The sequence below is a fragment of the Salinadaptatus halalkaliphilus genome, from assembly GCF_006543045.1.
Taxonomy (GTDB): domain Archaea; phylum Halobacteriota; class Halobacteria; order Halobacteriales; family Natrialbaceae; genus Salinadaptatus; species Salinadaptatus halalkaliphilus.
The window spans coordinates 73,732-99,656 of record NZ_RBZW01000014.1; the positions used below are offsets into that span (position 1 = coordinate 73,732).

Consider the following 25,925-nt stretch of genomic DNA (forward strand, 5'->3'; position numbering starts at 1 on the left):
GGTGACGTGAAGCACTCCCAGGGAGAAAACTGTGTCTAGTGGATCGTCTAGAAGTCAATAGAGAGTCAGTTACGCCTCGTCCGAACATCCCGTCCGAGCTCGAGTGTTCCCGTACGATCGACCTGTCCACGACCGATTGCCAGGTTAAAACGGGTTGAGCTTCGCGAGGAGTCGACGAACGAATCCGGGTGAATCGTCGTCAGTGTCGTCGTCAGCGGCGGATGCGGGGACATCCGCTGTTTCGGACTCGTGAACGGCGAGTGCCTGGCTGTCTTCGTCGTCGCTCGCCGGGGCAACCGATTCGGCTGCACTCGAATTGCAGTCTTGTGTTTCGGCCGTCGCCGACTCGAGTGTTTCTTCCCCACCGTCGTCGTTCGGTTCGGCGGCCGATTCTGCAGTCACTGCATCCGACTCGACTGGGGCCGACTCCGATTCTGTCGAATCGGCTTCAGCCGCCGGCGACGATTCTGTCGTGTCCGAATCGACCACCGTCGGTTGTGTCGACCCGGACTCGAGGTCGGCGTCGCGTTCGGCGTCCTCGACGGCACGAGCGTCGGTGGTGGCCGGTTCGGCGTTGCTATCGGGTGTCTCGGGGTCGTCCGTTTCGGTATCGTCGCCGCCCGTATCCGTCCCAACGCCGGCGTCGTCGGCCCCGCTCCAGTCCACCGAGTCGGCGTCGGCATCCTCTTCAGTCTCGATCCAGAGAAACTCCTGGTCTTTCGTGCGGCCGGTGAGCAAAAGGTCGGCGAGTTCGTCGTCGTCGGGTCGCAATGCGTCGTCGAGTGGCTCGTGATCCGGATCGGGTTCGTCGGCACTCGCGATGATGTCGTCGGGGCTCTCGTCGGCGAGCACTTCGTCCGCGCCGTCCGAGTCGACGTCGCTTTTCAACTGTCCGAAGACCGACGCGGCAGTCTGGTCTTCGATATCACTGGCGTCGTCAGCCGCTGCATCCTCGTCCTCGGCCGACGCTGTCTCCTTCGATCGATCGACCTCCGCCTCGGGTGACTCCTCGTTGATCCCCCCGAACAGTTCCTCGGCACTCGAGCCGACATCGAGATCGCCCTCGCCCGATTTGTTGTCGATCGTACTGTCGGTCATGGACTCGTTCTGTACCACTACATTATCACACGTAATTAAGTTTTGGAATTTTTTCAGTCACGACCGTCGAGAGACGGAGTACAATAGCGTGACGGCCACCGCGTGCCGGCTGCCGTGTAATCGGTGGTCGAATGCACAATAATATCGATAAACCCGTGGCGAACGAAAAGTTCCAATCGCCAGCGGATCGCTACGCCGGCGTTCGGTCTCGTGGGGTGGGGCGCGTACAAACGCTTATTGTCTGACGCGACAAACGTCAGCAATTGCCATGACTGGAATCGAATACGACGACTTCCTGGACCTCGAGTACGAGCCAACCGCGTCGGATCTGATCTGTGAATTTCGCATCGATCCGGCCGAAGACATGAGCCTCGAGGCCGCAGCCAGTCGAGTCGCCTCGGAATCGTCGAACGGCACGTGGGCGGCGTTGCACGTCGCCGAGGACGAGTTGACCCACCTCGGCGCGGTCGCCTGTGACATCGACGGCCAGCGGATCACCGTCGCCTATCCCGCCGAGCTGTTCGAGTCGGGGAGTATGCCACAGATCCTCTCGTGTATCGCGGGAAATATTTTGGGTATGAAAGCGGTCGACTCGATCCGCCTCGAGGACTGTGAGTGGCCCGAGTCGATCGTCTCGGGATTTCCCGGCCCCCAGTTTGGTACGAGCGTCGCTCGCGAGAAACTCGACGCCGGTGCGCGTCCGATTCTGGCGACGGTGCCTAAACCCAAGGTGGGGCTCTCGACGGACGCCCACGTCCGCGTCGGCGAGGAGGCCTGGCGCGGCGGCGTCGACCTCCTGAAAGACGACGAGAACCTCACTGACCAGGCGTTCAACCCGTTCGAGGACCGACTCGCGGAGAGTCTCGCGGCCCGTGATCGCGTCGAGGAAGACGTGGGCGAACGAAAGGACTACCTCGTCAACGTCACCGCGGAGACGACCGAGATGCTCGAGCGCGTCGATCTGGTGGCCGAACACGGGGGTGGCTTCGTCATGGTCGACGTCATTACCTGCGGCTGGTCGGCCGTCCAGAGCGTCCGCGAGCGCTGTGAAGACCACGGGCTCGCAATCCACGCCCACCGCGCGATGCACGCCGCCTTCGATCGACTCGAGCACCACGGCGTCTCGATGCGCGTCCTCGCCCAGATTGCCCGCCTCTGTGGCGTCGACCACATCCACACCGGGACTGCGGGGCTCGGCAAACTCGCGAACGAGGATACCCCTGGTATCAACGACTGGCTCCACGGCGATTGTCACGGCCTCGAGCCCGTCCTCCCGGTCGCCTCCGGCGGGCTCCACCCCGGCGTCGTCGACCAGCTCATCGACGCCCTCGGGACCGACATCTGTATCCAGGCCGGCGGCGGCATCCACGGCCACCCCGACGGCACCCACGCGGGTGCGAAAGCACTTCGGCAGGCCACCGAAGCGAGCCTCGAGGGCGTGAGTCTCGCGGACTACGCGACGGATCACGAGGAACTGGCGACCGCGCTCGAGAAGTGGGGGGCGGAGACGCCGCGGTAGTCGTGCTGGTCGGGAGCCGGCCTCGCGTCAGGTTCGATCGACGAACGCGACGATGTGGTCGGCGATCTCCTCGCCGGCGTCTTCCTGGAGAAAGTGTGCCGCGTCGTCGATCCAGACGTCGGGTTGCTCGGTCGCGGTCGGGATGTGGTGTCGCAGTGGATCGCGGTCGTGAGAGGTGATCGGGTCGTCACTCGCGAAGAGGACGAACGCCGGTTTCTCCCACTCGCCGAGACGGTCCTGCGTTTCGGCGAACAGCTCCGCCCCTGGGTCGTCGGGAGACTGTGGAACGAGACCCGGAAACGTCCGCGCAGCGGCCTTGTACCGATCGTCGGGAAACGGCGCACGATAGGCGTCGACGACGTCGTCCGAGAGGTCCCGGTAGCAGCCGCCTTCGACCAGTCGACCGATGTCGAGATGGTCGGTCGTCGCCACCATCTCGGAAAACTCCTTCCATCGATCGCTCATCTCCTGGGTTCCGTCGGGGACGCCGGTGTTCATCGGGACGAGCCGTGCGAATCGGTCGGGTTCGTGGGTCGCGAGCGGAAGGCCCAGAACCCCACCCCAGTCCTGACAGACGAGGGTGATGTTCGTCAACTCGAGTGTCTCGACGAACGTCTTGAGAGCGCTGTAGTGCATCTCGACCGTGTACTCGTCGCGATCCTCGTATCTGTCCGAGCGGCCACAGCCGATCAAGTCGGGGACGACGACACGGCCGCGCTCGGCCAGCGTGGGCATCATCTTCCGGTAGAGAAACGACCACGTGGGCTCGCCGTGCAGACAGAGGAACGTCTCCTCGGCGTTGCCATCGCTACCGTCGCCGGCTTCGACGTAGGCCATCCGCAGGTCGCCGACGTCGACGTACTGGGGCTCGTAATCGAAGTTCGGAACGTCCTCGAATCGTGCTTCCGGGACACTGAGAACCATATGTCGTGAGACACCATACCACTATTCAAGGATTGTGAAACAGAAACAAACCACGAACACGTTGACGAGGTGTAACGAGAGAACGGGCGTGAATCCGTCCGGAAGAAACCCCATTCGAGACAGGACAAAGCATACAGCGATTCGAACTGTATTTCCGACATGTTCCGCCCATCCCGTCGTACCCTCCTCGCTTCCATCGGTGGGCTCGTCCTCAGTGGCTGTCTCTCCCGTGGTTCTCGAGGGGAATTGCCCGTCGAGGGAACGTTTCCCAACGGCTACCCCGAGTACGACGACGTCGAGCGCGTCGTCGCCTACGGCGAAATCGACCCCGACACGACGCCGATCTACCTCGAGCCCTCGACGACGACGCTCACCGAGAACGAGGGCGCAACGTTTACGTTGACCAACGCCGCCGGACGGACGTTCGCGCTCAATCCCTACGGCTGGCGGCTCCACAAACGGGTCGACGACAGATGGTACCACGTCGCACCTTGGGAAGTCCCCCTCCCGTTGACCAATCTACGGGCCGGCGACAGCCACGTGTGGACGCTGCGCGTCGACAACGCAGCCCTCGAGCCCGGCGGATCACCCGACCGAGGCGGCGGTCAGGAGCCGAATCCGATCGCCGGCCTCGGCGGCGGCGAGTACGCGTTCGGTACCCGCGGCTGGTTCGAAGACGAATCCCACGAGGACGCCATCGGGTTCAGCGCCCGGTTCGACCTCGAGACCGAACCGCTCGAGTTGACGCCGTCGGATGCGATTTCGGAGACAAAATGGGACGACGAAACGCTCGTGGCGATGTCCGATCGGGGTGACGCGGACAGCGACTCGACGCGACTTGGCGCCTACGAACTGGTCCGCACCGACGACGATGTCCGGGGTGATCCCCACATCACCGAAACGCTGATGCGAAACGATCAGTTGCGCGATGTCGTCGCGCTGGCTCGCGAGTACGACGCCGACCGCGTTCGGCTCAAGGAGTACGACGGTACCCACCCGATCTTCGGCAGCCGGGACGACGGCTACTACGAGTACGACGGCGAGACGTACGAGATTTCGACGCGCGAACTCGAGGGCGACGAGACGGACGAGTAACCGGCTGGAGTCGGTACGGCTGGAGTTGGCCGGGCACAGTCAAATATCGTGAGTATCCACAACGGTTATATCCTCGTTAACCACTTTTCTAGTCGTGGTTTACGAGACAGGCAACGAGACGGTCGACGATGCACTCGAGCGCGTGCTGGCCGGCGAGCAACTCGACCGGACCGACGGACTGGCACTGATAGCCCAGCCGGTCGAGCCCCTCGCCGACGCCGGTGCGGTCGTGCGCGATCAGTTCGGCGACGGCACGGTCGACGCGTGCTCGATCGTCAACGCGAAAGCGGGCAACTGCGCCGAGGACTGCGGCTTTTGCGCGCAGTCGGTCCACTTCGACACCGGTATCGACACCTACGGCTTTCTCGGCCCGGAGAAGATCCTCGAGGCGGCCAAGCGAGCCGAACGCGACGGCGCCCAGCGCTTTGGCATTGTCGTCGCCGAGAAAGGCGTCTCGAAGGAGAACCGTCCCGAGGAGTGGCAGGATGTCCTCGAGTCCATCCGTCGCGTCCGCGACGAGTGCGATCTCGAGGTCGACGCCTCGCTGGGGATTCTCACCGAGGAAGAGGCCGCGATCCTCGCCGACGAAGGGATCAATCACTACAATCACAACATCGAGACCTCGCCGAACTACTTTCCCGAGATCGTCGAGACCCACAGCTTCGAGGATCGGGTACAGACGCTCGAGGTCGCCAAAGAGGCCGGTATGGACCTCTGTGCCGGCGTCATCCTCGGTATGGGCGAGTCGCCGACCGACCGCGTCGAGGCCGCGATCGCGCTACAGGACATCGGTATCTCCTCGCTGCCGGTCAACGTCCTTAATCCCGTCGCGGGGACGCCACTCGCTGAGCGAGGTGTCGACATCACTACCGAGGAGATCGTCAAGACGGTCGCCGTCTACAAACTCCTTCATCCCGACTCGCGGGTTCGACTCACCGGCGGCCGGGAGGTCAACCTCGAGCCCGAGGAACAGCACCTCCCCCTCGAGGCCGGCGCCGATGGTATCCTCACCGGCGACTACCTCACGACGGAGGGCCAATCGCCCGCCGAGGATATCGAAATCATCGAGCGCGCCGGCCTCGAGCCGAATCGGGAGACGAACGCGTTCGATCCCGAGGCGGTCAAAGCACGCCACGGTAATTCGGAGACAGCGGCGAGTGAGACGGCCCCGGACGACGCGGCCGCGAGTACAGGTCCAACCTCGAGTGACGCGACCGTAAATACGGATCCGGAACCGAGCGATGACTGACCAACACGCGCTAGCCAACGACGAGCGACCGACACGCGCTACCCGACAACGACGATAATGGACGAAATCACGTTTGCAGTACTTGGCACCGGTGGAATCGGCCGACGAGCACTCGAAGTGAGCCAGCACAAGGACGCCCTGACGCCGGTCGCGGCCTGTGATCGCCACGGGACCGCGATCGACTTCGACGGCCTCGATGTCGACGAACTGCTCGCCGCGACGGAAGGGAATATCGACAGCGGACCGGGTGACGACGAGATTGCGACCGACGGCGGGTCGGGTGCGACGGCGGCCGACGGCGTTGGGCCGACGCAGCAACGAGATACCGGCGGCGACGGCGTCAAACAACACGGCGACGGCAAAGGCGTCGTCGCCTCGAGTCAAGCTCGTGCGAGCGAGGACCCGATTCAGGACGTCATCGACCACGGCGATGGGATCGACGCGGTCTTGCTCGCGGTGCCGAACTACGAGCACGACTTCATCCCACGGACGGCAGATCGGTTTCTCGAGGGTGGCTACGCGGGCGTGTTGATCGACGTGCTCAAGCGCTCGCGCGTGATCGACATGCTCGACGAGCGCAGCGCGGACTTCGAGGATGCCGGCATCACCTTCGTCTGTGGCGCTGGCGCGACGCCGGGACTCTTGACAGGTGCCGCGGCACTCGCCGCCCAGTCGTTCGTCGAGGTCACCGAGGTCGAGATCTGGTGGGGCGTTGGCCTCAAGTCGGGCTACGAGGACAACCGCGGCACGGTCCGCGAAGATATCGCTCACCTGCCGGGATACGACATCGAGACCGCACGCGAGTTGAGCGACGAAGAGATCGAAGCGATCATCGACGACCACGACGGCGTCATCGAGTTCCAAGACATGGAACACGCTGACGACGTCCTCTTAGAGCGTGCCGGTATCTGCGAGGCCGAGGATGTCACCGTCGGCGGGATTCTCGACGTCGAGAGCGACGCGAAGCCGACGACGACGACCGTCTCGGTGACCGGTCGAACCTTCGACGGTGAGACGGCGACGAACACCTTCGAACTCGGCGACCGGACGAGCATGGAAGCGAACGTCAACGGTCCCGCGCTGGGGTATCTCTCGGCCGGCGTTCGTCGGAATTGGGCCGGTGAGTACGGCGTTTTCGGACCAGCAGAGCTGTTGCCACGATTTTGAATCGCCCGAGGCCAAACCGTGACAGTGAAATCGTGGCACCGTCAGCATTGATCCGAATGGAAGACCGCGGGTTCGATCTCGAGAGCCGACTCGAGTCCCTTCAGTCGCAGGACCTGAAACGAACGCTGTCACCGGTCGATCGGGTGGCCGAACGGGGCTACTTCGCGGCACCCTCTGGGGGCGAATTGCCGGTACTCGAGGGCTCGGAGGCGCTGGTGTTTGCCTCGAACAACTATCTCGGGCTCACCGCCGACGAGCGTATCGAGGAGGCGGTGACCCAGGCGGCTGCGACCGTTGGAACCGGTGCTGGCGCGAGCCGGTTGGTCACCGGTGATACGCTCGTCCATCGTGACCTCGAGCGCCAACTCGCCGAGACCAAAGACACCGAGCGGGCGCTGGTCTTTTCCTCGGGCTACGCCGCAAACGTCGGCACGATCGCCGCTCTCGAGCCGGACGTAATCTTCTCGGACGAACACAACCACGCGAGTATCATCGACGGCTGTCGACTCGCCGCTGCCGACACCGTCGTCTACGATCACTGTGACCTCGCGAGCTTACGGATCGCCCTCGAGGAGCAGGCGACGCGAGGCGGCGAGGACGAGTCTTGGCTGATCGTCACCGATTCCATCTTCAGCATGGACGGGACCGTCGCCCCGCTGACCGGGATCGCCGACCTGGCAGACGAGTACGGTGCGTGGGTGATGGTCGACGAAGCACACGCGACTGGCCTGTACGCCGACGGCGGCGGCGTCGTGCAGGCCGAAGGACTCGCGGATCGCATCGACGTCCAGCTTGGCACGCTCTCGAAGGCACTCGCCAGCCAGGGCGGCTACATCGCCGGTAACGAGGCGCTGATCGAGTATCTCGTCAACGAGGCTCGGTCGTTCGTCTTCTCGACCGGCCTCACGCCGCCGGCGGCCGCTGCGGCGAGCGAGGCGTTACACGTCGCCCGCCACGACGACGTTCGCGAGCGACTCTGGGACAACGTCGCCCACCTCCGGGACGGTCTCGAGGCCATGGGCTTTGCCATCACCGGCGACTCCCAGATTCTCCCCGTTCGCGTGGGGAATCGACAGGATGCACTCATGCTCGCCGACGGCTTGCGCGAACGCAACGTCGTCGCGCCGGCGATTCGCCCGCCGACGGTCCCCGAGGGGACGAGTCGCATTCGGGTCACGCCGACGGCCGCCCACAGCCGCGACGATATCGTCACCTGTCTCGAGGCGTTCCAGGCGGCCGGTGAGGAGGTGGGGCTGCTGTGAGCGACGCCACCGGTCCGATCGCGGTCGTCGGTACCGGCACCGGTATCGGCAAGACCGTCGTCACGGCGGGACTGACGCGCTGGCTTCGCGAAGAGGGGATCGACGCGCGAGCGATCAAACCCGCCCAGACCGGCTATCCGCCGGACGACGATGCAGGATTCGTCGTGGAGGCCTGTGCCGACCCCGAGGCGGCCACCTGCCCGCGCTATCTCGAGCCCGCACTCGCCCCACGGGTCGCCGCCGATGTCGCCGAGGAAGCACTCGATTACGAGGCGATCCGTGCGGCCTGTGAGCGCGAGATCGAACGCACGGCGCTCCCGCTGCTCGAAGGCATCGGTGGCCTGCGCGTGCCGCTGGCCGAAGACCACGAGGTGATCGACCTCGTTGCCGATCTCGGGGCGACGGCCATCGTCGTCACCCGCTCCGGACTGGGGACGCTAAATCACACCGCGCTCTCCGTCGACGCCCTCGAGCGCCGCGATGTCGATGTCGTCGGCATCGTCTGTAACGAGTATCGAGCCGATACCGTCGCCGAACGGACGAACCCGACCGAACTCGAACGGATGACCGGCTACGACGTCGAGACGGTGCCGCCGATCGGTTCGGGACGCGAAGACGAAGCGGCCGATCCATCACCGGAACGGCTCGCTATCGGCGTCTACGACGCGCTCTCGGACGCCTTTCTCGAGGAACTGGCCGGTTATCCCCGGTAATCTGGACCAACGGATCGACGCTGGCGGCGAGGTCGAACTCAGAAGAAATCGTTCAGGCCAGCCTGGTCGTCGTCCGACTCGTGTCCTGCTGTCTCGGCCGTACTTTCGGCGGACGACGACTCGTTCGAGGACGCAGGCGACTGTCGATCGGCGTCGGTGTCGTCCGGGCGCTCCGTGGCGGATGCTGTGTCTTCACTCCCATCGCTATCCGCGTCGTCGGGTTGGAAGAACGCCGATCCGGAGTGTTCGACCGTCGTCTCGGCGATTCGCTCTTCGGCGTCCTCGACGATTGACTCGACCTTGTTGGTCTCTTTGCCACTGCCGGTGACGAACGATACCTCCGACTCGTCCAGATTGTAGGTGGCGGCCATCTGGACGGTCCGCTCGCGGTTCTTGCAGTGATGGGTGATCGCCGAGAGGAACGGCAGAATTTCCCGCCGTGCCGTCGCGACGCTCGTCCCCTCGCGCTCGGCGATGCGTTCGGCGATCCCGTCGCGGGTGTTGCGTGTCCCCTTGCTGCGGCCGAGTTTCGACCAGTAACTCGGCGGCCCATAGCGGGTCCAGCCGCCTTTCGGCTCGCGGCGGGAGGCAGCCACGCCGGCGGTCATGTTGTCCGTCGCGTACCGCCAGTAGGAGTAGTTCTGACTCGAGCGGACGCGCCCGAGCCAGCGATCGGCGTTCGCGAAGAACTCGTAGGCGTCCGCGAGTTCGGCGCCCGCGTAGTCCTTCGGGACGTTGTCCTCGAGCCAGTTGAGCATCTCGTCTGGGTTCTCGTCGACGTCGTAGGACGCGCGCAGGGCGGCCTCGGCGCCGGCCTCCTTGATGACCGTATCGAGGAAGTCGAAGATGCCTTCGGTCCGGTCGCGCTCGCCGGTGACGATGTCGTCGACGGTCAGCCGCGACGTGTCCTCCGCGACAGCCTGCAGATCGTTGACCGCCGAACGCAGATCGCCGCTGGTGTCGTCGGCGATCTTCTCGAGAGCTTCCTCTTCGAACTCGATTCCTTCACGACGGCAGATATCCCGTAGCACGGGGACGATCGAGCGAGCCGAAACATCACGGAACTCGATCGTCTCACACGAGTTGCGAAGTGACTGGCTCATGTCGTAGAACTCGTTGGCCACGAGGACGATCGGCTGGTTGGCGTCGTTGACGACTCGCGTGACTTCCCGAGAGCCGCCGTAGTCGGCGTTGCCGTGGAAGTTGTCGGCCTCGTCTAAGATGACGAGCCGTCGGCCCGACTCACCGGCGGTCAGCGTTCCGCTCTTTGCGGCTTCGCCTGCGATACGCTCGATGACATCGGCCTGGCGGTCGTCGCTGGCGTTGAGTTCCATCACCGGCCAGCCCATGTCGTTTGCCAGCGCGTGGGCCGCCGAAGTCTTCCCGATGCCTGGCGAGCCGTGGACGATCACCGCATCCCGGTGGTCGTCCCACGATGTCGCCCACTCCTCGAGTTTGTCGCGGGCCTTGTTGTTCCCACGCACCTCCGACAGCGTCGTCGGGCGGTACGTTTCGGTCCAGTCGCTCATTGAGAGATTGTTGGGGTGAGTCGCGTTTAGTGGTTGCGGAGCGTCACTCCTCGGCGACTGTTTTCAGGTCGAGACGCGGTGTAACGTCGTCATACGTGTCGTCGCTCGAAACGATGGTATCACCATCTGATTCGACGAGGTGGAGCGCATCGAACGGTGTGAACCCGTGGTCTTCGACGTAGGTCGCTGCGGAGACGACGGTCTCGACATCACCACGTACCTCGACGAGGGCGGCAGCGTTCGTGACGACACGTTCGGTGTCTCGATCCTCGCGATAAGCGACCATCAGGAGTTCGATGAGCGTGAACTGTGATGTCCACAACTCGTCACGGTGCTCGTGGTATACCGACTCAGCGGCATCTCCGAGCCAGTCGTCGTCCTTAATCAGTGCAAGAAGGAAGTCGGTTTCCGCATACATCTATCGTCCGGCCTCGTCGAGCGCTGCATTGCGCGCTTCTTCACGGAGTTCGTCTGCCGATTTTTCGACATCCTCGAATTCGTCCCTAAGGGCCTCGAGCGGGTCATCGGCGACAGGAACCAGTTTAACACCGTCGGAAAGCTGAACGACGTGATATCGGTCCCCGTATCGCTCTCGGACCTCCTTCGGGAGCGTGAGACGGCCACGGTCGTCAAGCGCTACGTCAGACATATCTCGGTGTACGGTGGGCGAAAGTAAAAGCGTTCCCCGATATATGTGGATACCCATTCCACGTCCACTTGTCGGAGTTTGTCTCTACATTCACGAGCGGCCGGCGACAGATATTCGGCGTTCTCAGTACATCGAATCTACATCGTATTTGTTCGACTGCACGGTCCAGTCGCTCATTGACGCGTGGTTGGGGCGAGTCGCGTTTAGTGGTTGCGGGTCACTTCTCACGGACCGTCTCCGGTCGAGGTGGGTTGTGAAACGACCGTGCATATGCCCTTATATTCTACCAATTATCTCGATACTGCCTATCCCATGTATTCATTTGAGGCGAAGCATTATATACGAAAACGGTGTTGATTCGAGTACGCAGACGCCACTCGCGATGCCAACTCCATACCATGACACCGCAACTCGCCCACCTCGAGTCCGCCCGAACCGACGCCGACCGAACGCCCGACGCACCGTTTCCGTACGCTAGTACCGACACCGGCTTTGCCCTCGCCCAGTACCCCGCTCGGGGAGTGCTCCGGCCGGCCGAGCCGACAGCGGCGGTCGGCGCTGCGGGGTCGACGGCCTGTCCCGCCTGCGACGGAGAGACGATCAACGGTGCCGGCCTGTTCGTCTGCACGTCGTGTGACTGGACCGGTATCCTTCGATAGCTCGCGACGACGAACTGGTAACGGCTCGAGACGGCCGACCTACTCGAAGTACGCCGCGAGCCGATCCGCGGCCGCCTCGAGTCGCGGCGTCACGAGCGCGAATCGAAGCCAGTCGGTTCGCGAGTCGCCAAAGGCGTTGCCCGGCATCCCGGCGACGCCGGCCTCATCGACGAGTCTGAAGGTGTTCTCGAGCGTGCCGGGAAAGTTCTCGAATCGAGCCATGACGTAGAACGATCCCTGTGGCTCCGTATAGTCCGCGCCGGCTGCCTCGAGCGCGTCGGTGAAGGTATCGACCCGGTCGGCGAGCAGTTTTCGATTTCGGTCGTAGTAGTCGGGGCCGGTTTCTCGAAGGGCGTGCAAGACGGCCGTCTGTGCCGGCCGACTGCCGGCGACGTTGACCAGCATGTGACGGCGCTTGGCGTCGGCGACCAGCCCCGGCGGGAAGATGGCGTAGCCGACCCGAAAGCCGGTGATCGCCATCGACTTCGAGAAGGCGTTGGTCACGATCCGGTGATCGGAATCGAAGCCGAGTGCGCTCGTGAATCGTCCGGAGAGATCGTAGTGATCGTAGACTTCGTCACTGACGAGGATGGCGTCGTACGCCTCGGCGACGTCGACGAGTGCCGCCATCGTCGACTCGGGGTAGACCGCACCCGTCGGGTTGTTCGGCGAGTTGACCACGATCGCCGCCGTTTCCTGGCTCGCCGCCTCGCGGACGGCAGCCGGCTCGAGTTGGCCGCTCTCGTCCGTCGCGACATAGCGTTGAGTCCCGCCGAGCATCGTCGTCTTCCCCGGATAGTAGGGATATACCGGATCGGTCAGCAGGATCTCGTCGCCGCGGTCGCGCTCGAGGGCTCGCGCCATCGCGAGGTAGTTCGCCTCGCCAGCACCGTTGGTGACGATCACCTGCTCGACGTCGACGCGGCGGCGGGCGGCGATCTCTTCGCGCAACTCGAGCAACCCCTCGCTGGCGGGGTACTGAAAGGCATCGGGGTCGCGGTCGGCGTACTCTCGAAGTCCCGCTCTGAGCGCCGTCGGCGGCTCCCAGTCCGGATTCCCGCTGACCATGTCGACGACATCGCGATCGGCCTCGTCCGCGTATTGCATCACGCGGAAGAAAAGCGGCGTCTCGTACTCCATACCGGGACATACTACTGGGCAACCGTGGCTCTTGTTCTTCTCCGCGAGGGCTCGAATGCCAGTCGATCACCGAGCCCGCGTCCCGCCGGTCATCGACCTCTCGTCCACCCGTCCATTGATACTGTTGGACAGAACTATTCAACGATCGGTCGCAGTACTGCGGCCGCCACCGTAAGGACGGCCGCGAATTCGCGACCGACGTTTCACTGACTTCTGTCCGACAGTATGACAACCGTCCCGATCCTACCCCCGAACCATGAACGACGACATCGACCGCGAGCTACCGATGACGGTCGCTGACACGTTGCGAGACGCCGACGACACCCTCGCGGTCGCCGAATCCTGTACCGGGGGGCTGGTCGGGGCGGCGATCACCGCGGTTCCGGGTGCAAGCGACTACTTCGATACCGGGCTGACGACCTACGCCTACGACGCCAAGCGCCGCCATCTCGGGGTCAGTCGGGAAGCCCTCGACGAACACGGCGCCGTCTCCGAACCCGTCGCCCGCGAGATGGCCCGCGGCGTCCGCGACGTGGCGGACGTCTCCTGGGGACTCTCGACGACCGGCGTCGCGGGTCCCTCGGGTGGAAGCGAAGCGAATCCGGTCGGGACGGTCTATATCGGGATCGCCTACGCCGGCCCGTGGGGTAGCGAGTCCTCGTTCGCAACCGTGTCCCGCTACGAGTTCGACGGCGACCGTGCGGCCGTTCGTGCCCAGACCGTCGATCGGGCCCTCGAGGATCTCCGTGGGGAAATCGACGACCAGCGCTAAGCTCCCGATCGGATCCCTCGAGATACGCCATTTCGAACGACACTCTCGAGAGAGAAAACTATTCGTCGGTCGCTTCGAGAGGAGGATGTAGATGAACAAGAAGGGCCACGTGCTCAACGCCATCCTGTTGAGTATCGGGTTGGGGTATCTGCTCGAGCCAGCGACGGAACTCGCCCACGCGCCAGCGACGCTCGAGATGATCGTACTCGTCGGCGTCCCGATTACGCTCGGGGCGATGGTCCCCGACATCGACACCGAGTTCGGCAAGCACCGCAAGACGCTGCACAACCTCCCGCTACTTGCCGCCTTCGTTGCGTTTCCGGAAATTTTCAACAACCTCGAGTACGTCTGGATCGGCGTCCTGACCCACTACGTCTTAGATGTCGCCGGGAGCAAACGCGGTATCGCCCTCTTCTATCCGCTCTCTTCTCACGAGTTCGGCTTTCCGTTTGGCGTCGCGGTCAGTAGCAAACACGCGACGGTCGTCACGTGGGTCGTGACGGGGCTCGAACTTGCCGTCGCCGCTGCGATCATCTACGAGGTTCCGCAATTGGTTCTCGAGATGGGGCTGCAGTCGATCGGATACTGACGTGGTTCGGCAGGTCTACCTGTGTGATACGGCCGACCGAACTCGAGTTGGGGTTTGCGATCGCAGTGTGTCGAGGGCACGGTCGGCCGTGACCGACGGATACTCAAAGCTGGGCGGACGACAGAGCGAGAGATACACTGACCATGGCGGTAGAATCGGCGGGTCTCGACTGGCTCGGGATGGAAATAGAGTCGGCGCAACTCAAACTCGCCATCACCGTCGCTGCAGTCGGGATTTTAGTCGCTGTCCTCCTCACCTACCGGCGGCTCCAATCCAAGATCAGCGACTGGACCAGACCGTTATATGGCGACGTGATTTCGACGGCGATCCTTATTATCACCTGTGCGATTACGCTCTCGGTCGTCTTGGGCCTCTGGGAGTACACCGCGACTGTCGTCGACGCGATTTCGGAAAACGGCCTTGATGGCGACATCGTCCCGAGCGCGATCGCCTCGTTCGTCCTCGTGATCGGGACCGTCATCGTGATGCGATTCGTCAAGCGCATCGTCGACGAGGTGCTTGGCTCGGCGTCCGCCGTGACCGACCACCAGCGCGAGATCACCCACCGGGTCGCACAGGTCATCGTCTGGGCGATCTCGTGTATCGTCATCCTAGCCGTTTGGATCGACGACCTGACCGGCCTGCTCGCTGGAGCCGGGTTTCTCGGAATCGTCATCGGGATGGCCGCCCGACAGACGCTTGGCACCGTCCTCGCCGGGTTCGTGTTGATGTTCTCTCGCCCCTTCGAGATCGGTGACTGGGTCGAAATCGAAGACAAACAGGGCATCGTCACGGATATCTCGATCGTCAACACGCGCGTTCGATCGTTCGACGGCGAATATATCATGATTCCAAACGACGTCGTCTCCTCCGAGATGGTCACGAATCGATCCCGCCGCGGCCGACTCCGCATCGAAATCGACATCGGCGTGGACTACGACGCCGATATCGAATATGCGACCGAGCGCCTCGAGGCGGTCCTCGCGGACCTCGAGCGATCGCTCGATGCCCCCTCGCCACAGGTCGTCTCCAAGGAGTTCGGCGACTCGGCGATCGTTCTTGGCGCGCGCTTCTGGATCACCAACCCAAGCGCGAGACGCTACTGGCGGGCCCGGACGGCGGCCGTTCAGGCCATCAAACGCGATCTCGAGGCCGAATCGATCGACATCCCGTATCCACAGCGCGAACTCTCGGGCCGTGACGACGTTGCCGTTCGAGTCGGCGATAGCGACGGGGCAGAACCCACCGTCGATCCACCGGATTCCGAGGGCGACCACGCGAATGTCGACGCGGACGGCACCGAGAGGATGACAGACGACACCAACGCTACCGACGACTCGAGCCCGCAAACCGACGATGGATCGGACGACGACCACCGACCGATAACCTACGCGGAGGACGAGTGATGGATCTCCGAGAGCAACGCGGCGAAACGACCGACGTCTACCAACCAGCCGAGGATTCACAGTTGCTCGCCGATGCCGTCTGTGATCGCGTGGCGGACGGACTCGTCCTCGAGGTCGGGACGGGGTCGGGCTACGTCGCCGGCCGCATTGCCGAGGAGACGAACGCCCAAGTCGTCGCCACCGACCTGAATCCCCACGCCGTTCGCCAGGCCCGCGACGAGGGTGTCGAGGCGATTCGAGCCGATCTGGTCTCGCCGTTTGCCAACGACAGTTTCGACGCCGTGGCGTTCAATCCGCCGTATCTGCCGACCGATCCCGACAACGAGTGGGACGACTGGATGGAACGGGCCCTCTCGGGCGGCGAAGACGGCCGCGCCGTCATCGATCCGTTCCTCGAAACCGTCGGCCGCGTGCTCGCACCCGACGGCGTCGTCTATCTGCTCGTCAGCAGTCTCACCGGCGTCGACGAGGTCGTCGAACGGGCCGGCGAGCACGGATTCAGCGCCGTCGCCATCGCCGAGGAGTCGTTCCCCTTCGAGACGTTGACCGTCCTCGAGCTCGTCCGCTGAGACGATTGTCCGGCAGTGCCGATATGCCCGCGACCGCCTCGCGAGCCCACCGGGAATCGCCACACCTGTCCGTCTGCTCGCGAGCCATGCACGGCCCACCGGGGCACGAACTCGACTTTCGGAACTTATCAAAACGCTGGAATTCAGGTCTGTATTAAGACCGTTGGGACCCACCGCCAAATGGAGGCTCAACACGTGGCAACGAAACGTACCCCTGCAGAACGCACGCTCGAATCGACATTGCTCGGCCGGTCAGTCTCGTTCAACTACTCGGAGACCTGGGTCGCCTACTCGATCGTCGGCCTTCGACTCGTGATGGCCTGGGTCTTCATCCAGGCCGGCCTCGGGAAGGTGGCCGACGGTGGCTGGGGCGAACCGCTGGCGTGGTCGTCCGCGGGCTTTCTGAACAACGCCGTCGCCGATGCGAACCCCCTACACGGCTTGTTCCTGTGGTTTGGCGACTACGCCGCTCTCGTCGACCCGTTGGTTATCTTCGGACAGCTACTCATCGGATTGGCGTTACTGGTTGGCGCATGCTTCCGGTTTGCCGCACTGATGGGCGCAGTCCAGATGCTATTTTTCTGGACTGCAGCCTGGGAAGGCGGCCTGGCAGCGGGACTCCCCGTCGAAAACGGCTTCGTCTTCGATAGCTCGTTCGTCTACATGCTACTGCTGTTCGGCCTCGCTGCCTGGGGTGCCGGTCGTCTCGCCGGCATCGACGGCGTCCTCGAGCAGACCGGAATCGTTCGATCGAATCCGTGGCTCCGATACGTTCTCGGCTAAGTACCCTCCCAAGCGTCGACTGCTGAGCGCATCGATACCCACCGCGTGATGTCGCTCACCAGTGCAGGCTTGGGACGACACTAACGCCCCGTAGCCAAACGCGATAGCGGTACGGAACGGATACACGAAAACGACGCGTTCTCGAGGTCTCCGACGCAACCGAGCGATACGGTCGCTCCCGTGATTCGATCGACCGTCTCGAGTGAGACCGTTCCATCGACGTTCGCTCGAGCACGATCGAACGCAATGGGTAGACCCGGCCCAGCGAGCAGATCGGTCACACCGAATCCGACATCGACCTCGAATCGAGACAGAATCATTCGCTCGCTCGAGATGGGAACGGCTCTATCGAGCGACCGAGCGACTACGGAGACGCCGACGCTGTCCGGGATTTGAACCCGATGCGTAGCCTCGATTCGCCGGAGTACCTGCTTCAAATCAAAAGCGTTCGCTTTTTCTCAGTAGGTTCGGAAAATGCTCCGTCTGGGATTTGAACCCAGGTCATCGGCTCGAAAGGCCGAAATGATTGGCCGGACTACACCAACGGAGCGTCTCTCACACACCTGACGGCCTGACGGACACGGTCCATCTCGCCATCGAGGCGTACCTGGTAGTTGCCGAGGGTTTATCAAAAACGTTCCGTTCCGAGTCGACGGTGGGACGGACTGACGTGGCCGTGCTCGGTTCGTGTACCAACTGGCCGCGGCGTCCGTTCGGATGTTCGAACACCGTCGTCGATCCACCGCGTGGAGATGGGATTCATCGGACTGCTGTCCCGTTTTACCGGAGTGACTCCAGGACGCCTCGAGGTCGGACCGACGCTGACGGACAGTCAGCCGTACGACCGTCACTCGGGGGCACTTTTCCGCCCGGTCACCGACGTTGGTATCAACCTGAAGTCGGCGAACTCGATCTCGTCTCGAGGCCGGTCGAAGATGTCGACCGTCGGGATGTCGACGGCCCACATGCGCTGGACGGCCGACGAGTCGTAGGGATGGCCGGCCAGCTCCTCGAGGCTCCCCGTCGCGACGACGCTTCGCCAGCCATCGTCGGTCTCCTCGGCGACGACGAACGACACCGGATCGTCGATCCGATCGGATTTGTTGCTCTCGGGCGGGAACGAGAGGCGGAAATAAAAGGCACCATCGTCCGTCGCGTAGCCGTACGAAACGGGTAACGACGCCGGCGGCTCGTCGTTCTCGGTAGTGAACGAGAGTACTCCGGTGCCACCGGGCTCGAGAAACGCGTCGCGTTCGGCGTCGGGCAGGGTAACCCAGCGTAGTCCCGCCATCGGGATCCTCTACCACGTCGAGTACAAAAAACCACCCCCACCTATGCGGGTGGTGCTCCGTAATCATACGGACCATATCAGACCGACCCCGATGCCCGGTGGTCACCAACGATACCGACGGCCGGTCCTCGACGAGCGGACAGTCGGTTACTGGATGTCGTCTGGCCACGCCGTCACCGTCTCGTAGTCACCGGGCGGAACCGGACCCTCGAGCAGCGGATCGTCGGTGTCGACCATCCATTCGTGGAGTTGCGCTGCGAGATCCCGGCGAACGTCCTGGTATCTCGGCTCCTGTGCGACGTTGTCGTCTTCCTGAGGGCTCTCCCGGAGATCGTACAGCTCCTCGTAGGGACGGGGTGGCACCCCGTCAGTCTCGCGAACCATGCGGCCGGCCTCGCTCGCGAAGATATCCGTGGTGAGATACACCTTCGGCAGGTGCCAGAAGCTGCGGATGTACTTGTACCGGTTCGTGCGAATCGCCCGGACCGGGTTGTACATATCGTGCCAGGTCATCTCCGCGAAGAGTCGGTCGCGCTCGTCGAACTCGTCGTCGGTTAACAGGGGGAGGAAACTCCGTCCGTCGACTTCCGGCGGAACATCGATCTCGAGAAACTCGAGCAGGGTCGGCAACACGTCGACGTTGCTGATCAGTTCGTCGTATCGTCGTCCGTCGTCGGTCAACTCCGGGTACCGCATCAACAGTGCCGCCTCGATGCCGGGATCGTAACAGTTGCCTTTGGCTCGCGGAAACGCGATCCCGTGTTCGGTCGTAAAGAGTACCAGCGTCTCGTCGGCGTGCCCGTTGGACTCGAGGGCGTCGAGGATGGTGCCGACGGCGTCGTCGATGGCGTATACCATGCCGTGCATCTCCGCGAGGTCGTGGCGAATGCCTCGCCGGTCGGGCAGATAGGCAAGTGGCCTGATCGCGTCCGGATCGTCCGTCTCGTAGTGGTCGCCGTCGAACCCGAACCGACCGTTGTCTTCTTCGACGCGGTGCAGTTCGAAAAAACCGATGGAGGCGAAAAAGGGTGGCTCGAACGCTTCTCGCTCGAGAAAGCCGTCGACGACGTCGGCGACGTTTTGCGCCCGGTTTGCCTGATGGACCGTCGGCGCGACGCCGGGATAGAGATTCCCCTCGGAGTGGACGTAATCGTACTCGAGGCGATCGGTATCCTGGGTGATGTGCTGAAGGCCGAACAGGTGCGTTTCGTAGCCGGCCTCGCTGAGATAGTGCGGGAGGATCCGCTCGCCGTCGCCGAGTTCCCACTCGCCGTGTGCGAGCCCCATCAGTCCGTTGACGTGGGGGTAGCGTCCGGTCATGAGGCTGCCGCGGCTCGGCGAACACTGCGGTGCGGTCACGAAGTGGTTCTCGAAACACGCGCCGTTCTCGGCGAGGGCGTCGAGCCGGGGCGTCTCGATGTCGGCACCGTAACAGCCGAGATATCGGCCCAGGTCGTGACAGTGGACGAGGAGGACGTTTGGTCTCGAGGCGGCCATGAACGACGGTCAGTCACGGTCTCTCGCGTGATTGTTAACGAGAGCCTAGTCGGTGAGCAGCATGACCGGGACCATGATCGAGACACCGAGTACAACCCCGAAGACGAGTTCGCGGCGTCCCCGGCCGGGGAGATCCGTTCCGTACTCGAGTGCCTCGGGGAAGATATCGTGGACGACCAGATAGATCATCGCGCCGGCCGCGAAGCCGAACCCGAACGGGAGGAACTCGCGGGCGACGGTGACGAACAGGTATGCGATTCCGGCGCCGATCGGTTGGGGCACGCTCGAGAAAACGGCCCAGCCGAATATCTTCCAGTTTGCGAGACCGTAGGTGTGAAGCGGAATGGCGACGGCCAGCCCTTCGGGGATGTTCTGTATCGAGATCGCGATCGTAATGAAGACCGCGAGTGCGGGAACTGCCAGCCCTGCCAACACCAGATCCCCCTCGACGCCGAGATCGGCGAACGCGACGCCGAGTGCCACCCCTTCCGGAAAACTGTGGACGGTGAGGACGCCAACGATGAGTACGAGCTTGCGAAAGTCGGCGTCGGGCATCTCTCGAGGTTCGAACTCGTAGCCGGTGATGAGCCGATCGGCGACGACGACCAGCACGACGCCGACGAGGAGTCCGAGGCCGACCTGGCCGACGGTCCCTTCGCCCAACCCTTCGACGACGAAGCCAAACAGGGACGCAAAGAGCATGATTCCGCCGGCGAGTCCCCAGAGAACGACGGTGACGCGATCGCTGATGTCGTCGACGACGAAAAACGGTACCGTCCCGAGTCCACAGACGAGCGCGGTAAATATCCCTGCTGCCAGCACGAGTCCGAGCCCGTCGACGACCATACGTCCACTCGTCGATAGACCGTCTTACTCCTGTTGTTCCCGGCTCAGCGCGGGTTTCGACTTCAGAGGACGCCCATCGCGTCGAGTCGCTCCGGCAGGTAGGTATCGGTCACGAAATCGAGTCCGTGGGAGGCCAGCGACTGCTGTTCGGACTTCTTCTCGATCTCGAGTTGGAGTTCGATCTGTTCTTCCCAGTAGTCGGTCTGGAACCGCGGGTCCTCGAGTTCGCTCTCTAAGGCGTTGATGTCCGAATCCGACAGCGGGTCGGTTGGCAGGTCGTACTCGACGATATCGGCTGGCTGGATGCCGATGTACTGCGCTTCGGGCGTCGCTAGGTACTCCGAGAGGTGGGCCGACTTGATCGATCCGTAGGCGACCGAGCCGTAGATCCGGTACGACCACGGGTCGCCGTCCGTAAAGACCGTCACCGGTAACTCGAGTTCGTCGTGGAGGCGTTTGGTGATCCGTCTGGTCGCCCGTGCGGGCTGGCCCTTCAGGTGGACGACCAGGGCGTTGTACTCGTCGTCGAAGCCGTTCTCGACGAGGCGGTCGCGCATCCCACCCGTCTCGACGGCCAGGATGAAGTCGGCGTCGGTATCCAGAAACTCGATCGTATCAGGATTGTTTGGGATCTGGTAGCCACCTTCGCCGACATCTTCCTGACAGTGGATCTCGCGCTCGCCGCGGCGGGTCTGCTCTCGCAGATGGAGCGGCCCCATGATCGTCGCGCCGGACTCCTCGGGGCGCATGTGAAAGTCTTCGCGGGTGACTCCCGAGACGATCTCTAAGTCCTCGATCATGCTGTTCGACTCGTCCTGGTCGTTGAACTGGGCCTCGTCGTTGTCCCAGCTTTCCGAAAGGTAGTACAGTTCACGCAGGGTCGACGAGCGGTCTTCCTCGAGTTGCTCGGCGAGGAACTCGATCGTGTAGACGGCTTTCAGCAGCTTCCGGGCTCCGCGAACGGAGTTCGCAGAGCGGGTCGACTCCCGGTCGCCGTAGACCCAGACGTTCGAGTCCTCGTCGTACTCGATGTTTGCCTTCGTCCGTGTTGGCACGGACATGTGTGGAATCTCGCCGAGTTCGAACTGGTCGTAAAACTGTGCGGCGAGGTCGATCAACTGGTCTCTGGCCTGGTCGTTGTCCGCGCTCATTGTTGGATCGTTAGTTTCTCCGTTTCGACGCCCTTGACGTCCAGCTCGAACGATGCATCGTCAGGGACGACGTACTCGAGCGTCGCTTCGTCGTCGCTTCCCACCTCGGGTTCCCACTTGAGGAACCACTCGCCGTCCATCTCGACGACCGTCGCGTCGTCGGGAAGGGCGGTCGGTTCCGCTGAGACAATGTCGGTGATCTCGAGTGATTCGTTCGTCTCGGCGTTGTTCTCGACGGTCACCGAGACGGCCTGGCCGTCGCCGTTCTGTTCGACGCGTCGTTCGACGAGGACGTTGTTCATGATGCGAGCGAGCGCGTCGCCGATATCGGGTTCGTCGCGGCCGGTCACCTCGGCGACCTTCTGGGCCATCTCCGGCAGAATCGTCCCGAGGACGTTCTGTTTCTTCCGGCGCTGTTGCATCGACCGGCGTTTGTTCAGGTAGCTTTTGAGCTCGCGAGCGGCCTCCCGGATGGCGAGTTCGATCTCGTCTTCGATCTCGGGGACGTTCGCGACGGCGTCTTTCGATTCGCTGGTAAAGGGCACGTTCGTCGAGGCGACGTGGACCATAATGACGGTGGGTCCCTTCGGTAGCCCGGAGCCGCCGGGCTGATCGAGCCCGTAGTTGCGCCAGCCGATCGACTTGACCACGTCCGTCGTCGCACACGCGCCGCGCTGGTAGACGAGCGGCACTCGATTGGCAAAGCGAAGGACGTCAGCGCTTCCCTCGGCGTCTAACTCCCCGCCGTGTGCGATGCCGGCTTCGACGACGAAGGGATCGCCCCCGTGGACCTCGGCGTCTCTCGTGGCGGAGGCGTAAAAATCAGCGTCGAACTCCTTCTCGAGGCCGGCTTCGACAAGGTCGGCCGAAATCGGCGAGAGACACCGCGTCGGCGGGGCCATGATGTCGGTCGCGCGCATCCCGTCGACGAGGTCGCTGGCGGCGTCGCGGTCGTCGCTCAATTCGCGGACGAGCGGCGGCTCGTCCGGTACCGTCCCCATCACGTCCCAGATTGCCTCGACGACGTTCTCGCGAGCGGTGTCACCGAAGGCGACGTCGTCGTACTCCTCGGTGAGCTCCGCGGCGCGGTCGACGCGTTCCTCGAGCGTTCCCCGCGTCAGTCGCTGTCGAACGTCCTCGGCCGCCGCGTCGGCGAACGTCCCGGCGAGGCGTTCGGCGAATGCACGGACGACGGCGTCGTCCTTGCGAGTACTCGTCGCCTCGTCGGCGAGTTCGTAGAGGTCGGTGACCAGCCGGGATTCCGGGTCGATGTCGATCGCTGCCCCGTCGTCCACGGCCGCGCCATCCAGGAGTGCAAGCCAGACCGCCTCGAGGGCGTTCTCCTGGACCGTCTCGCCGAACGTCGTTCCGTGCTCGGTTTCGACGGCGTCGGCGGCGTCGGCGACGATCTCGCGAAGTTCGTGGTGGGCGATCCGGTCGTGGTCGGCAACGGCGTCGGCGATGGTTTTGGCGAAGGCGTCGGTCGCGTCGGCGCCCTTGTTCGCAGTTGCGTCGGTAGCCGCTGCTTCGATATCGATCGATTCGTGACTCGCGGGCGGTCGCCAGCGCATCTCGCGGCCGTAGTGACGGTCGCGAAAGGCGTCGATGACCGAATTGGCGGTCTTGGTGCCGACGCGCGTAAACTCCTCCTGGAGGAACCCCGAGACCGAGTGGGAGTCGGTCGCCTCGAGCATCTTCAGGACGGTCCCGAGTTCGACGCCGTGTGGGTGGGGGCGAATTTCTTCCGTTTCTTCAGGCAACTGGTCGGTCGCGCGCTCGAACTTGAAGTGTTCCTGGGGTTCGCGCAACTCGAGGCGGGCGTGGGGGTTGACGACCGCCGTGTGCTTGATGTAGTCGTGGAGTTGTTGGCGGGCGCGCATGTTGGCTTCCATCTCGAGTTCGATGCGCGTGCCGTGGGGTCGATCCCAGGAGGTGGTCTCCTCGACGCTGATCTCGGGCTCGTTCGTGTCGGTGTCGACGATCAACTCGAAGTACTGGGCCTCGCTCGAACCCTGGGTGCGGCTGGTTATCTTGGCGGGTTTGCCGCTCGTGAGCTGGGAGTAAAGTACCGCGGCAGAGATACCGATCCCCTGCTGGCCGCGGTTTTGCTCGCGGACGTGAAACCGCGAGCCATACAGCAGCTTCCCGAAGACTTTCGGGAGCGAGTCTTTCGTCAGTCCCGGCCCGTTGTCCTCGACGATCAGCCGGTAGTAGTCTCCTTCCTCCTGGATTTCGACGTAGATGTCGGGTAGAATACCGGACTCCTCGGCGGCGTCTAAGGCGTTGTCGACGGCCTCCTTGACGGCCGTGACGAGGCCTCGAGCGCCGCTGTCGAAGCCGAGCATGTGCTTGTTCTTCTCGAAGAACTCGGCGATGGAGATCGATTGCTGGTTTTCCGCCAGCTCTTCGGCGATCCCCGACTCCTCGCCGAGCGTCGACTGGAACGACGTCATCACCACCCTGTATTAGCGGCGGGGCTAAAAGGTGTACGCTACCGGAGTGAAAGTGGAAGCGATGGACTCGAACACGTGGAATCGGCAGTTTTGTGTCACGCTCGCTGGAATTCCTACGTATGAATCGGAACGATCGCGCCATTGCTCGATTCACGATGGTCGGGCACGCGACGTTCCACGTCTACGAACTCACGATCCCGCTGTTCGTCGTAATCTGGCTCGATGTCTTCGATGTCTCGCCGGCGATTTTGGGGACGGTCGTCGCGGTCGGGTACGGACTCGTCGGCGTCGGTGCGCTCCCGAGTGGCATCCTCGCCGACCGCTACGGCTCGCGGCGGCTGGTTGTCCTCTCGATGCTCGGTATGGGTGCCGGATTCGCCCTGGTTGGCCTCGCCCCGTCGGTCCACGTCCTCGCGGTCGCGCTCGTGCTGTGGGGTGGAGCGGCCAGTCTCTATCATCCGGCCGGCCTCTCGCTGATCACCCGGGGCTCGAGCCAGCAGGGGACCGTCCTGGCCTATCACGGCGTGGCGGGCAACGTCGGGACGGCGTTCGGTCCGTTGATCGCCGCCATCGCGCTGACGGTGCTGGATTGGCGCGTCGTCGCCTTCCTGTTCGTTCTGCCGGCACTCCTCGGGGTCCTCGCCGCCTACGGGCTCAGTTTCGACGAGACGGCCGGCGTCGACGCTGCCGACGCGACGTTCGATGGCGGCTCGAGCGAGCGCGACCGTCGCGGAGAATTCGTCGAGCTGTTCGAGCAGACGAAACTGCTGTTCGTCGGCGGATTCGTCCTCGTCTTCGCCATCGCGATGCTCGCGGGGACGTACTATCGCGGCGTCTTTACGTTCCTCCCCGATGTCCTGGCCGACCTCCCCGTGTTCGAGCCCGTGGAGGTCGCCGGCGAGACGCTCGAGCCGAGTCAGTACGCCTACGCCGGCCTGCTGTTGCTCGGCGCCGGTGGCCAGTACGTCGGCGGGAAGGTCAGCGACGCTCGCTCGCCCGAGTGGGCGATCACCGGCGCGTTTGTCGCGCTGATCGTCGTTTCGCTACTGTTCCCGATCGCGGCCAACGCAGGACTAGTCGCGACGCTCGTCGCCTGTGGTGCGCTCGGCTTTTTCGTCTACCTCGAGGCGCCGATCCACCAAGCACTGATCGGCAAGTATGCACGCGCCGACGTCCACGGCCTTTCGTTTGGCTACACCTACCTCGGCGTCTTCGGCATCGGCGCTGCGGGGGCCTCGATTGCCGGCATCACACTCACCTACGGCGGGACCACACTGCTGTTTCTTGTCCTCGCGATCTTTCCTGCCGTCGGGCTGGGACTGGCCGGCTGGCTCGTCGTTCGGCGTCGCTGATACGGATTGCTGTCCCGATATCCCGTGCAACCGCCATCCAGATCACGGTTGCGCCGGAACTGACTTCGATAATCCGTATGTGTCCGTGGAATACGAGACGCATCGCGTGGCGTTGCTCGAGCATTCAGACTGCTGGACAGAACTAGTACCCAGATTCCGCATCTCTGCCCGGCGACTGCTCTGCAGTGGCTGCTGGCCGACGGTATCACCAC

Annotated in this window: 24 protein-coding genes and 1 tRNA gene; 13 read left to right on the top strand and 12 right to left on the bottom strand. The window is 63.5% G+C overall.

Going from position 1 to position 25,925, the window contains the following annotated elements:
- Window positions 1-144: 144 nt before the first annotated feature.
- Entirely contained in the window at window positions 145-1,098 is a 954-nt protein-coding gene (locus D8Y22_RS05225; protein WP_141463658.1) for a midas domain-containing protein, read from the bottom strand.
- A 268-nt stretch (window positions 1,099-1,366) separates the two neighbouring features.
- On the opposite strand from D8Y22_RS05225, the gene rbcL reads away from it, so the two are divergent.
- Entirely contained in the window at window positions 1,367-2,617 is a 1,251-nt protein-coding gene (gene rbcL / locus D8Y22_RS05230; protein WP_141463659.1) for a type III ribulose-bisphosphate carboxylase, read from the top strand.
- A gap of 27 nt (window positions 2,618-2,644) precedes the next feature.
- On the opposite strand, the gene D8Y22_RS05235 is transcribed toward rbcL, so the two are convergent.
- A complete protein-coding gene (locus D8Y22_RS05235) occupies window positions 2,645-3,541 on the bottom strand; it encodes a haloalkane dehalogenase (RefSeq protein WP_141463660.1) in 897 nt (298 codons plus the stop codon).
- Between the two features lie 159 nt (window positions 3,542-3,700).
- Here D8Y22_RS05235 and D8Y22_RS05240 point away from each other — a divergent pair, with 159 nt between their 5' ends.
- The 5 genes from D8Y22_RS05240 to bioD all read left to right on the top strand — a co-directional run bounded on the left by D8Y22_RS05240 (window position 3,701) and on the right by bioD (window position 9,027).
- Window positions 3,701-4,636: a hypothetical protein gene (locus tag D8Y22_RS05240; RefSeq protein ID WP_141463661.1), complete on the top strand. Its 936-nt coding sequence runs from the start codon at window positions 3,701-3,703 to the stop codon at window positions 4,634-4,636.
- Window positions 4,637-4,730: 94 nt separating this feature from the next.
- On the top strand, window positions 4,731-5,885 hold the full coding sequence (gene bioB, locus D8Y22_RS05245; RefSeq protein WP_141463662.1) for a biotin synthase BioB: 1,155 nt from the start codon (window positions 4,731-4,733) through the stop codon (window positions 5,883-5,885).
- Between the two features lie 57 nt (window positions 5,886-5,942).
- Window positions 5,943-7,052 carry a transcriptional regulator gene (locus tag D8Y22_RS05250; RefSeq protein ID WP_141463663.1) on the top strand — a complete coding sequence of 370 codons (1,110 nt, stop codon included), beginning with the start codon at window positions 5,943-5,945 and terminating at the stop codon, window positions 7,050-7,052.
- Between the two features lie 56 nt (window positions 7,053-7,108).
- Window positions 7,109-8,314, top strand: coding sequence for an aminotransferase class I/II-fold pyridoxal phosphate-dependent enzyme (locus D8Y22_RS05255; RefSeq protein ID WP_141463693.1), 1,206 nt, complete (start codon window positions 7,109-7,111; stop codon window positions 8,312-8,314).
- Complete coding sequence (gene bioD, locus D8Y22_RS05260; RefSeq protein WP_141463664.1) at window positions 8,311-9,027, top strand: dethiobiotin synthase; 717 nt, start codon at window positions 8,311-8,313, stop codon at window positions 9,025-9,027. The genes D8Y22_RS05255 and bioD overlap by 4 nt, the downstream gene beginning before the upstream one ends.
- A gap of 38 nt (window positions 9,028-9,065) precedes the next feature.
- Here the strand turns inward: bioD and D8Y22_RS05265 are convergent, their stop codons facing one another.
- Genes D8Y22_RS05265 through D8Y22_RS05275 form a run of 3 tightly spaced genes read right to left on the bottom strand, consistent with a single transcriptional unit; the run spans window position 9,066 to window position 11,205 of the window.
- Window positions 9,066-10,556 carry a replication factor C large subunit gene (locus D8Y22_RS05265; RefSeq protein WP_141463665.1) on the bottom strand — a complete coding sequence of 497 codons (1,491 nt, stop codon included), beginning with the start codon at window positions 10,554-10,556 and terminating at the stop codon, window positions 9,066-9,068.
- 43 nt (window positions 10,557-10,599) lie between these two features.
- Entirely contained in the window at window positions 10,600-10,974 is a 375-nt protein-coding gene (locus D8Y22_RS05270) for a PIN domain-containing protein (RefSeq protein WP_141463666.1), read from the bottom strand.
- Window positions 10,975-11,205, bottom strand: a complete 231-nt coding sequence (locus D8Y22_RS05275) for an AbrB/MazE/SpoVT family DNA-binding domain-containing protein (protein ID WP_141463667.1) — start codon at window positions 11,203-11,205, stop codon at window positions 10,975-10,977. It abuts the gene before it with no gap.
- A gap of 398 nt (window positions 11,206-11,603) precedes the next feature.
- Here D8Y22_RS05275 and D8Y22_RS05280 point away from each other — a divergent pair, with 398 nt between their 5' ends.
- Window positions 11,604-11,864, top strand: a complete 261-nt coding sequence (locus D8Y22_RS05280; protein ID WP_141463668.1) for a hypothetical protein — start codon at window positions 11,604-11,606, stop codon at window positions 11,862-11,864.
- 39 nt (window positions 11,865-11,903) lie between these two features.
- Here D8Y22_RS05280 and D8Y22_RS05285 read toward each other — a convergent pair whose 3' ends face one another.
- Window positions 11,904-13,004 carry a pyridoxal phosphate-dependent aminotransferase gene (locus D8Y22_RS05285; RefSeq protein ID WP_141463669.1) on the bottom strand — a complete coding sequence of 367 codons (1,101 nt, stop codon included), beginning with the start codon at window positions 13,002-13,004 and terminating at the stop codon, window positions 11,904-11,906.
- Window positions 13,005-13,260: 256 nt separating this feature from the next.
- On the opposite strand from D8Y22_RS05285, the gene D8Y22_RS05290 reads away from it, so the two are divergent.
- The 5 genes from D8Y22_RS05290 to D8Y22_RS05310 all read left to right on the top strand — a co-directional run bounded on the left by D8Y22_RS05290 (window position 13,261) and on the right by D8Y22_RS05310 (window position 17,123).
- A complete protein-coding gene (locus D8Y22_RS05290; protein WP_141463670.1) occupies window positions 13,261-13,776 on the top strand; it encodes a CinA family protein in 516 nt (171 codons plus the stop codon).
- Between the two features lie 91 nt (window positions 13,777-13,867).
- Window positions 13,868-14,365, top strand: a complete 498-nt coding sequence (locus tag D8Y22_RS05295; RefSeq protein WP_141463671.1) for a metal-dependent hydrolase — start codon at window positions 13,868-13,870, stop codon at window positions 14,363-14,365.
- Window positions 14,366-14,508: 143 nt separating this feature from the next.
- Entirely contained in the window at window positions 14,509-15,771 is a 1,263-nt protein-coding gene (locus tag D8Y22_RS05300) for a mechanosensitive ion channel family protein (RefSeq protein ID WP_141463672.1), read from the top strand.
- Entirely contained in the window at window positions 15,771-16,340 is a 570-nt protein-coding gene (locus tag D8Y22_RS05305) for a HemK2/MTQ2 family protein methyltransferase (protein ID WP_141463673.1), read from the top strand. The genes D8Y22_RS05300 and D8Y22_RS05305 overlap by 1 nt, the downstream gene beginning before the upstream one ends.
- Before the next feature lie 195 nt (window positions 16,341-16,535).
- Window positions 16,536-17,123 carry a DoxX family protein gene (locus tag D8Y22_RS05310; RefSeq protein ID WP_141463674.1) on the top strand — a complete coding sequence of 196 codons (588 nt, stop codon included), beginning with the start codon at window positions 16,536-16,538 and terminating at the stop codon, window positions 17,121-17,123.
- Between the two features lie 475 nt (window positions 17,124-17,598).
- Here the strand turns inward: D8Y22_RS05310 and D8Y22_RS05315 are convergent.
- The 6 genes from D8Y22_RS05315 to D8Y22_RS05340 form a co-directional block, all read right to left on the bottom strand.
- Window positions 17,599-17,673: transfer RNA gene (locus D8Y22_RS05315), tRNA-Glu, on the bottom strand.
- A 297-nt stretch (window positions 17,674-17,970) separates the two neighbouring features.
- Window positions 17,971-18,414 (bottom strand): pyridoxamine 5'-phosphate oxidase family protein, encoded by a 444-nt coding sequence (locus D8Y22_RS05320; protein ID WP_141463675.1) that lies wholly within the window; start codon window positions 18,412-18,414, stop codon window positions 17,971-17,973.
- 147 nt (window positions 18,415-18,561) lie between these two features.
- The gene (locus D8Y22_RS05325; RefSeq protein WP_141463676.1) at window positions 18,562-19,911 is read right to left on the bottom strand and encodes a sulfatase family protein; all 1,350 of its coding nucleotides are present in this window, start codon (window positions 19,909-19,911) and stop codon (window positions 18,562-18,564) included.
- Window positions 19,912-19,956: 45 nt separating this feature from the next.
- Window positions 19,957-20,757 (bottom strand): ZIP family metal transporter, encoded by an 801-nt coding sequence (locus D8Y22_RS05330; RefSeq protein WP_141463677.1) that lies wholly within the window; start codon window positions 20,755-20,757, stop codon window positions 19,957-19,959.
- 62 nt (window positions 20,758-20,819) lie between these two features.
- Window positions 20,820-21,908 carry a DNA topoisomerase IV subunit A gene (locus D8Y22_RS05335; protein WP_141463678.1) on the bottom strand — a complete coding sequence of 363 codons (1,089 nt, stop codon included), beginning with the start codon at window positions 21,906-21,908 and terminating at the stop codon, window positions 20,820-20,822.
- Window positions 21,905-24,361 (bottom strand): DNA topoisomerase VI subunit B, encoded by a 2,457-nt coding sequence (locus D8Y22_RS05340; RefSeq protein WP_141463679.1) that lies wholly within the window; start codon window positions 24,359-24,361, stop codon window positions 21,905-21,907. Before D8Y22_RS05340 ends, D8Y22_RS05335 begins: the two co-directional genes overlap by 4 nt.
- A 119-nt stretch (window positions 24,362-24,480) precedes the next feature.
- Here D8Y22_RS05340 and D8Y22_RS05345 point away from each other — a divergent pair, with 119 nt between their 5' ends.
- Window positions 24,481-25,713: an MFS transporter gene (locus tag D8Y22_RS05345; RefSeq protein WP_141463680.1), complete on the top strand. Its 1,233-nt coding sequence runs from the start codon at window positions 24,481-24,483 to the stop codon at window positions 25,711-25,713.
- The last annotated feature ends 212 nt before the right edge of the window (window positions 25,714-25,925 follow it).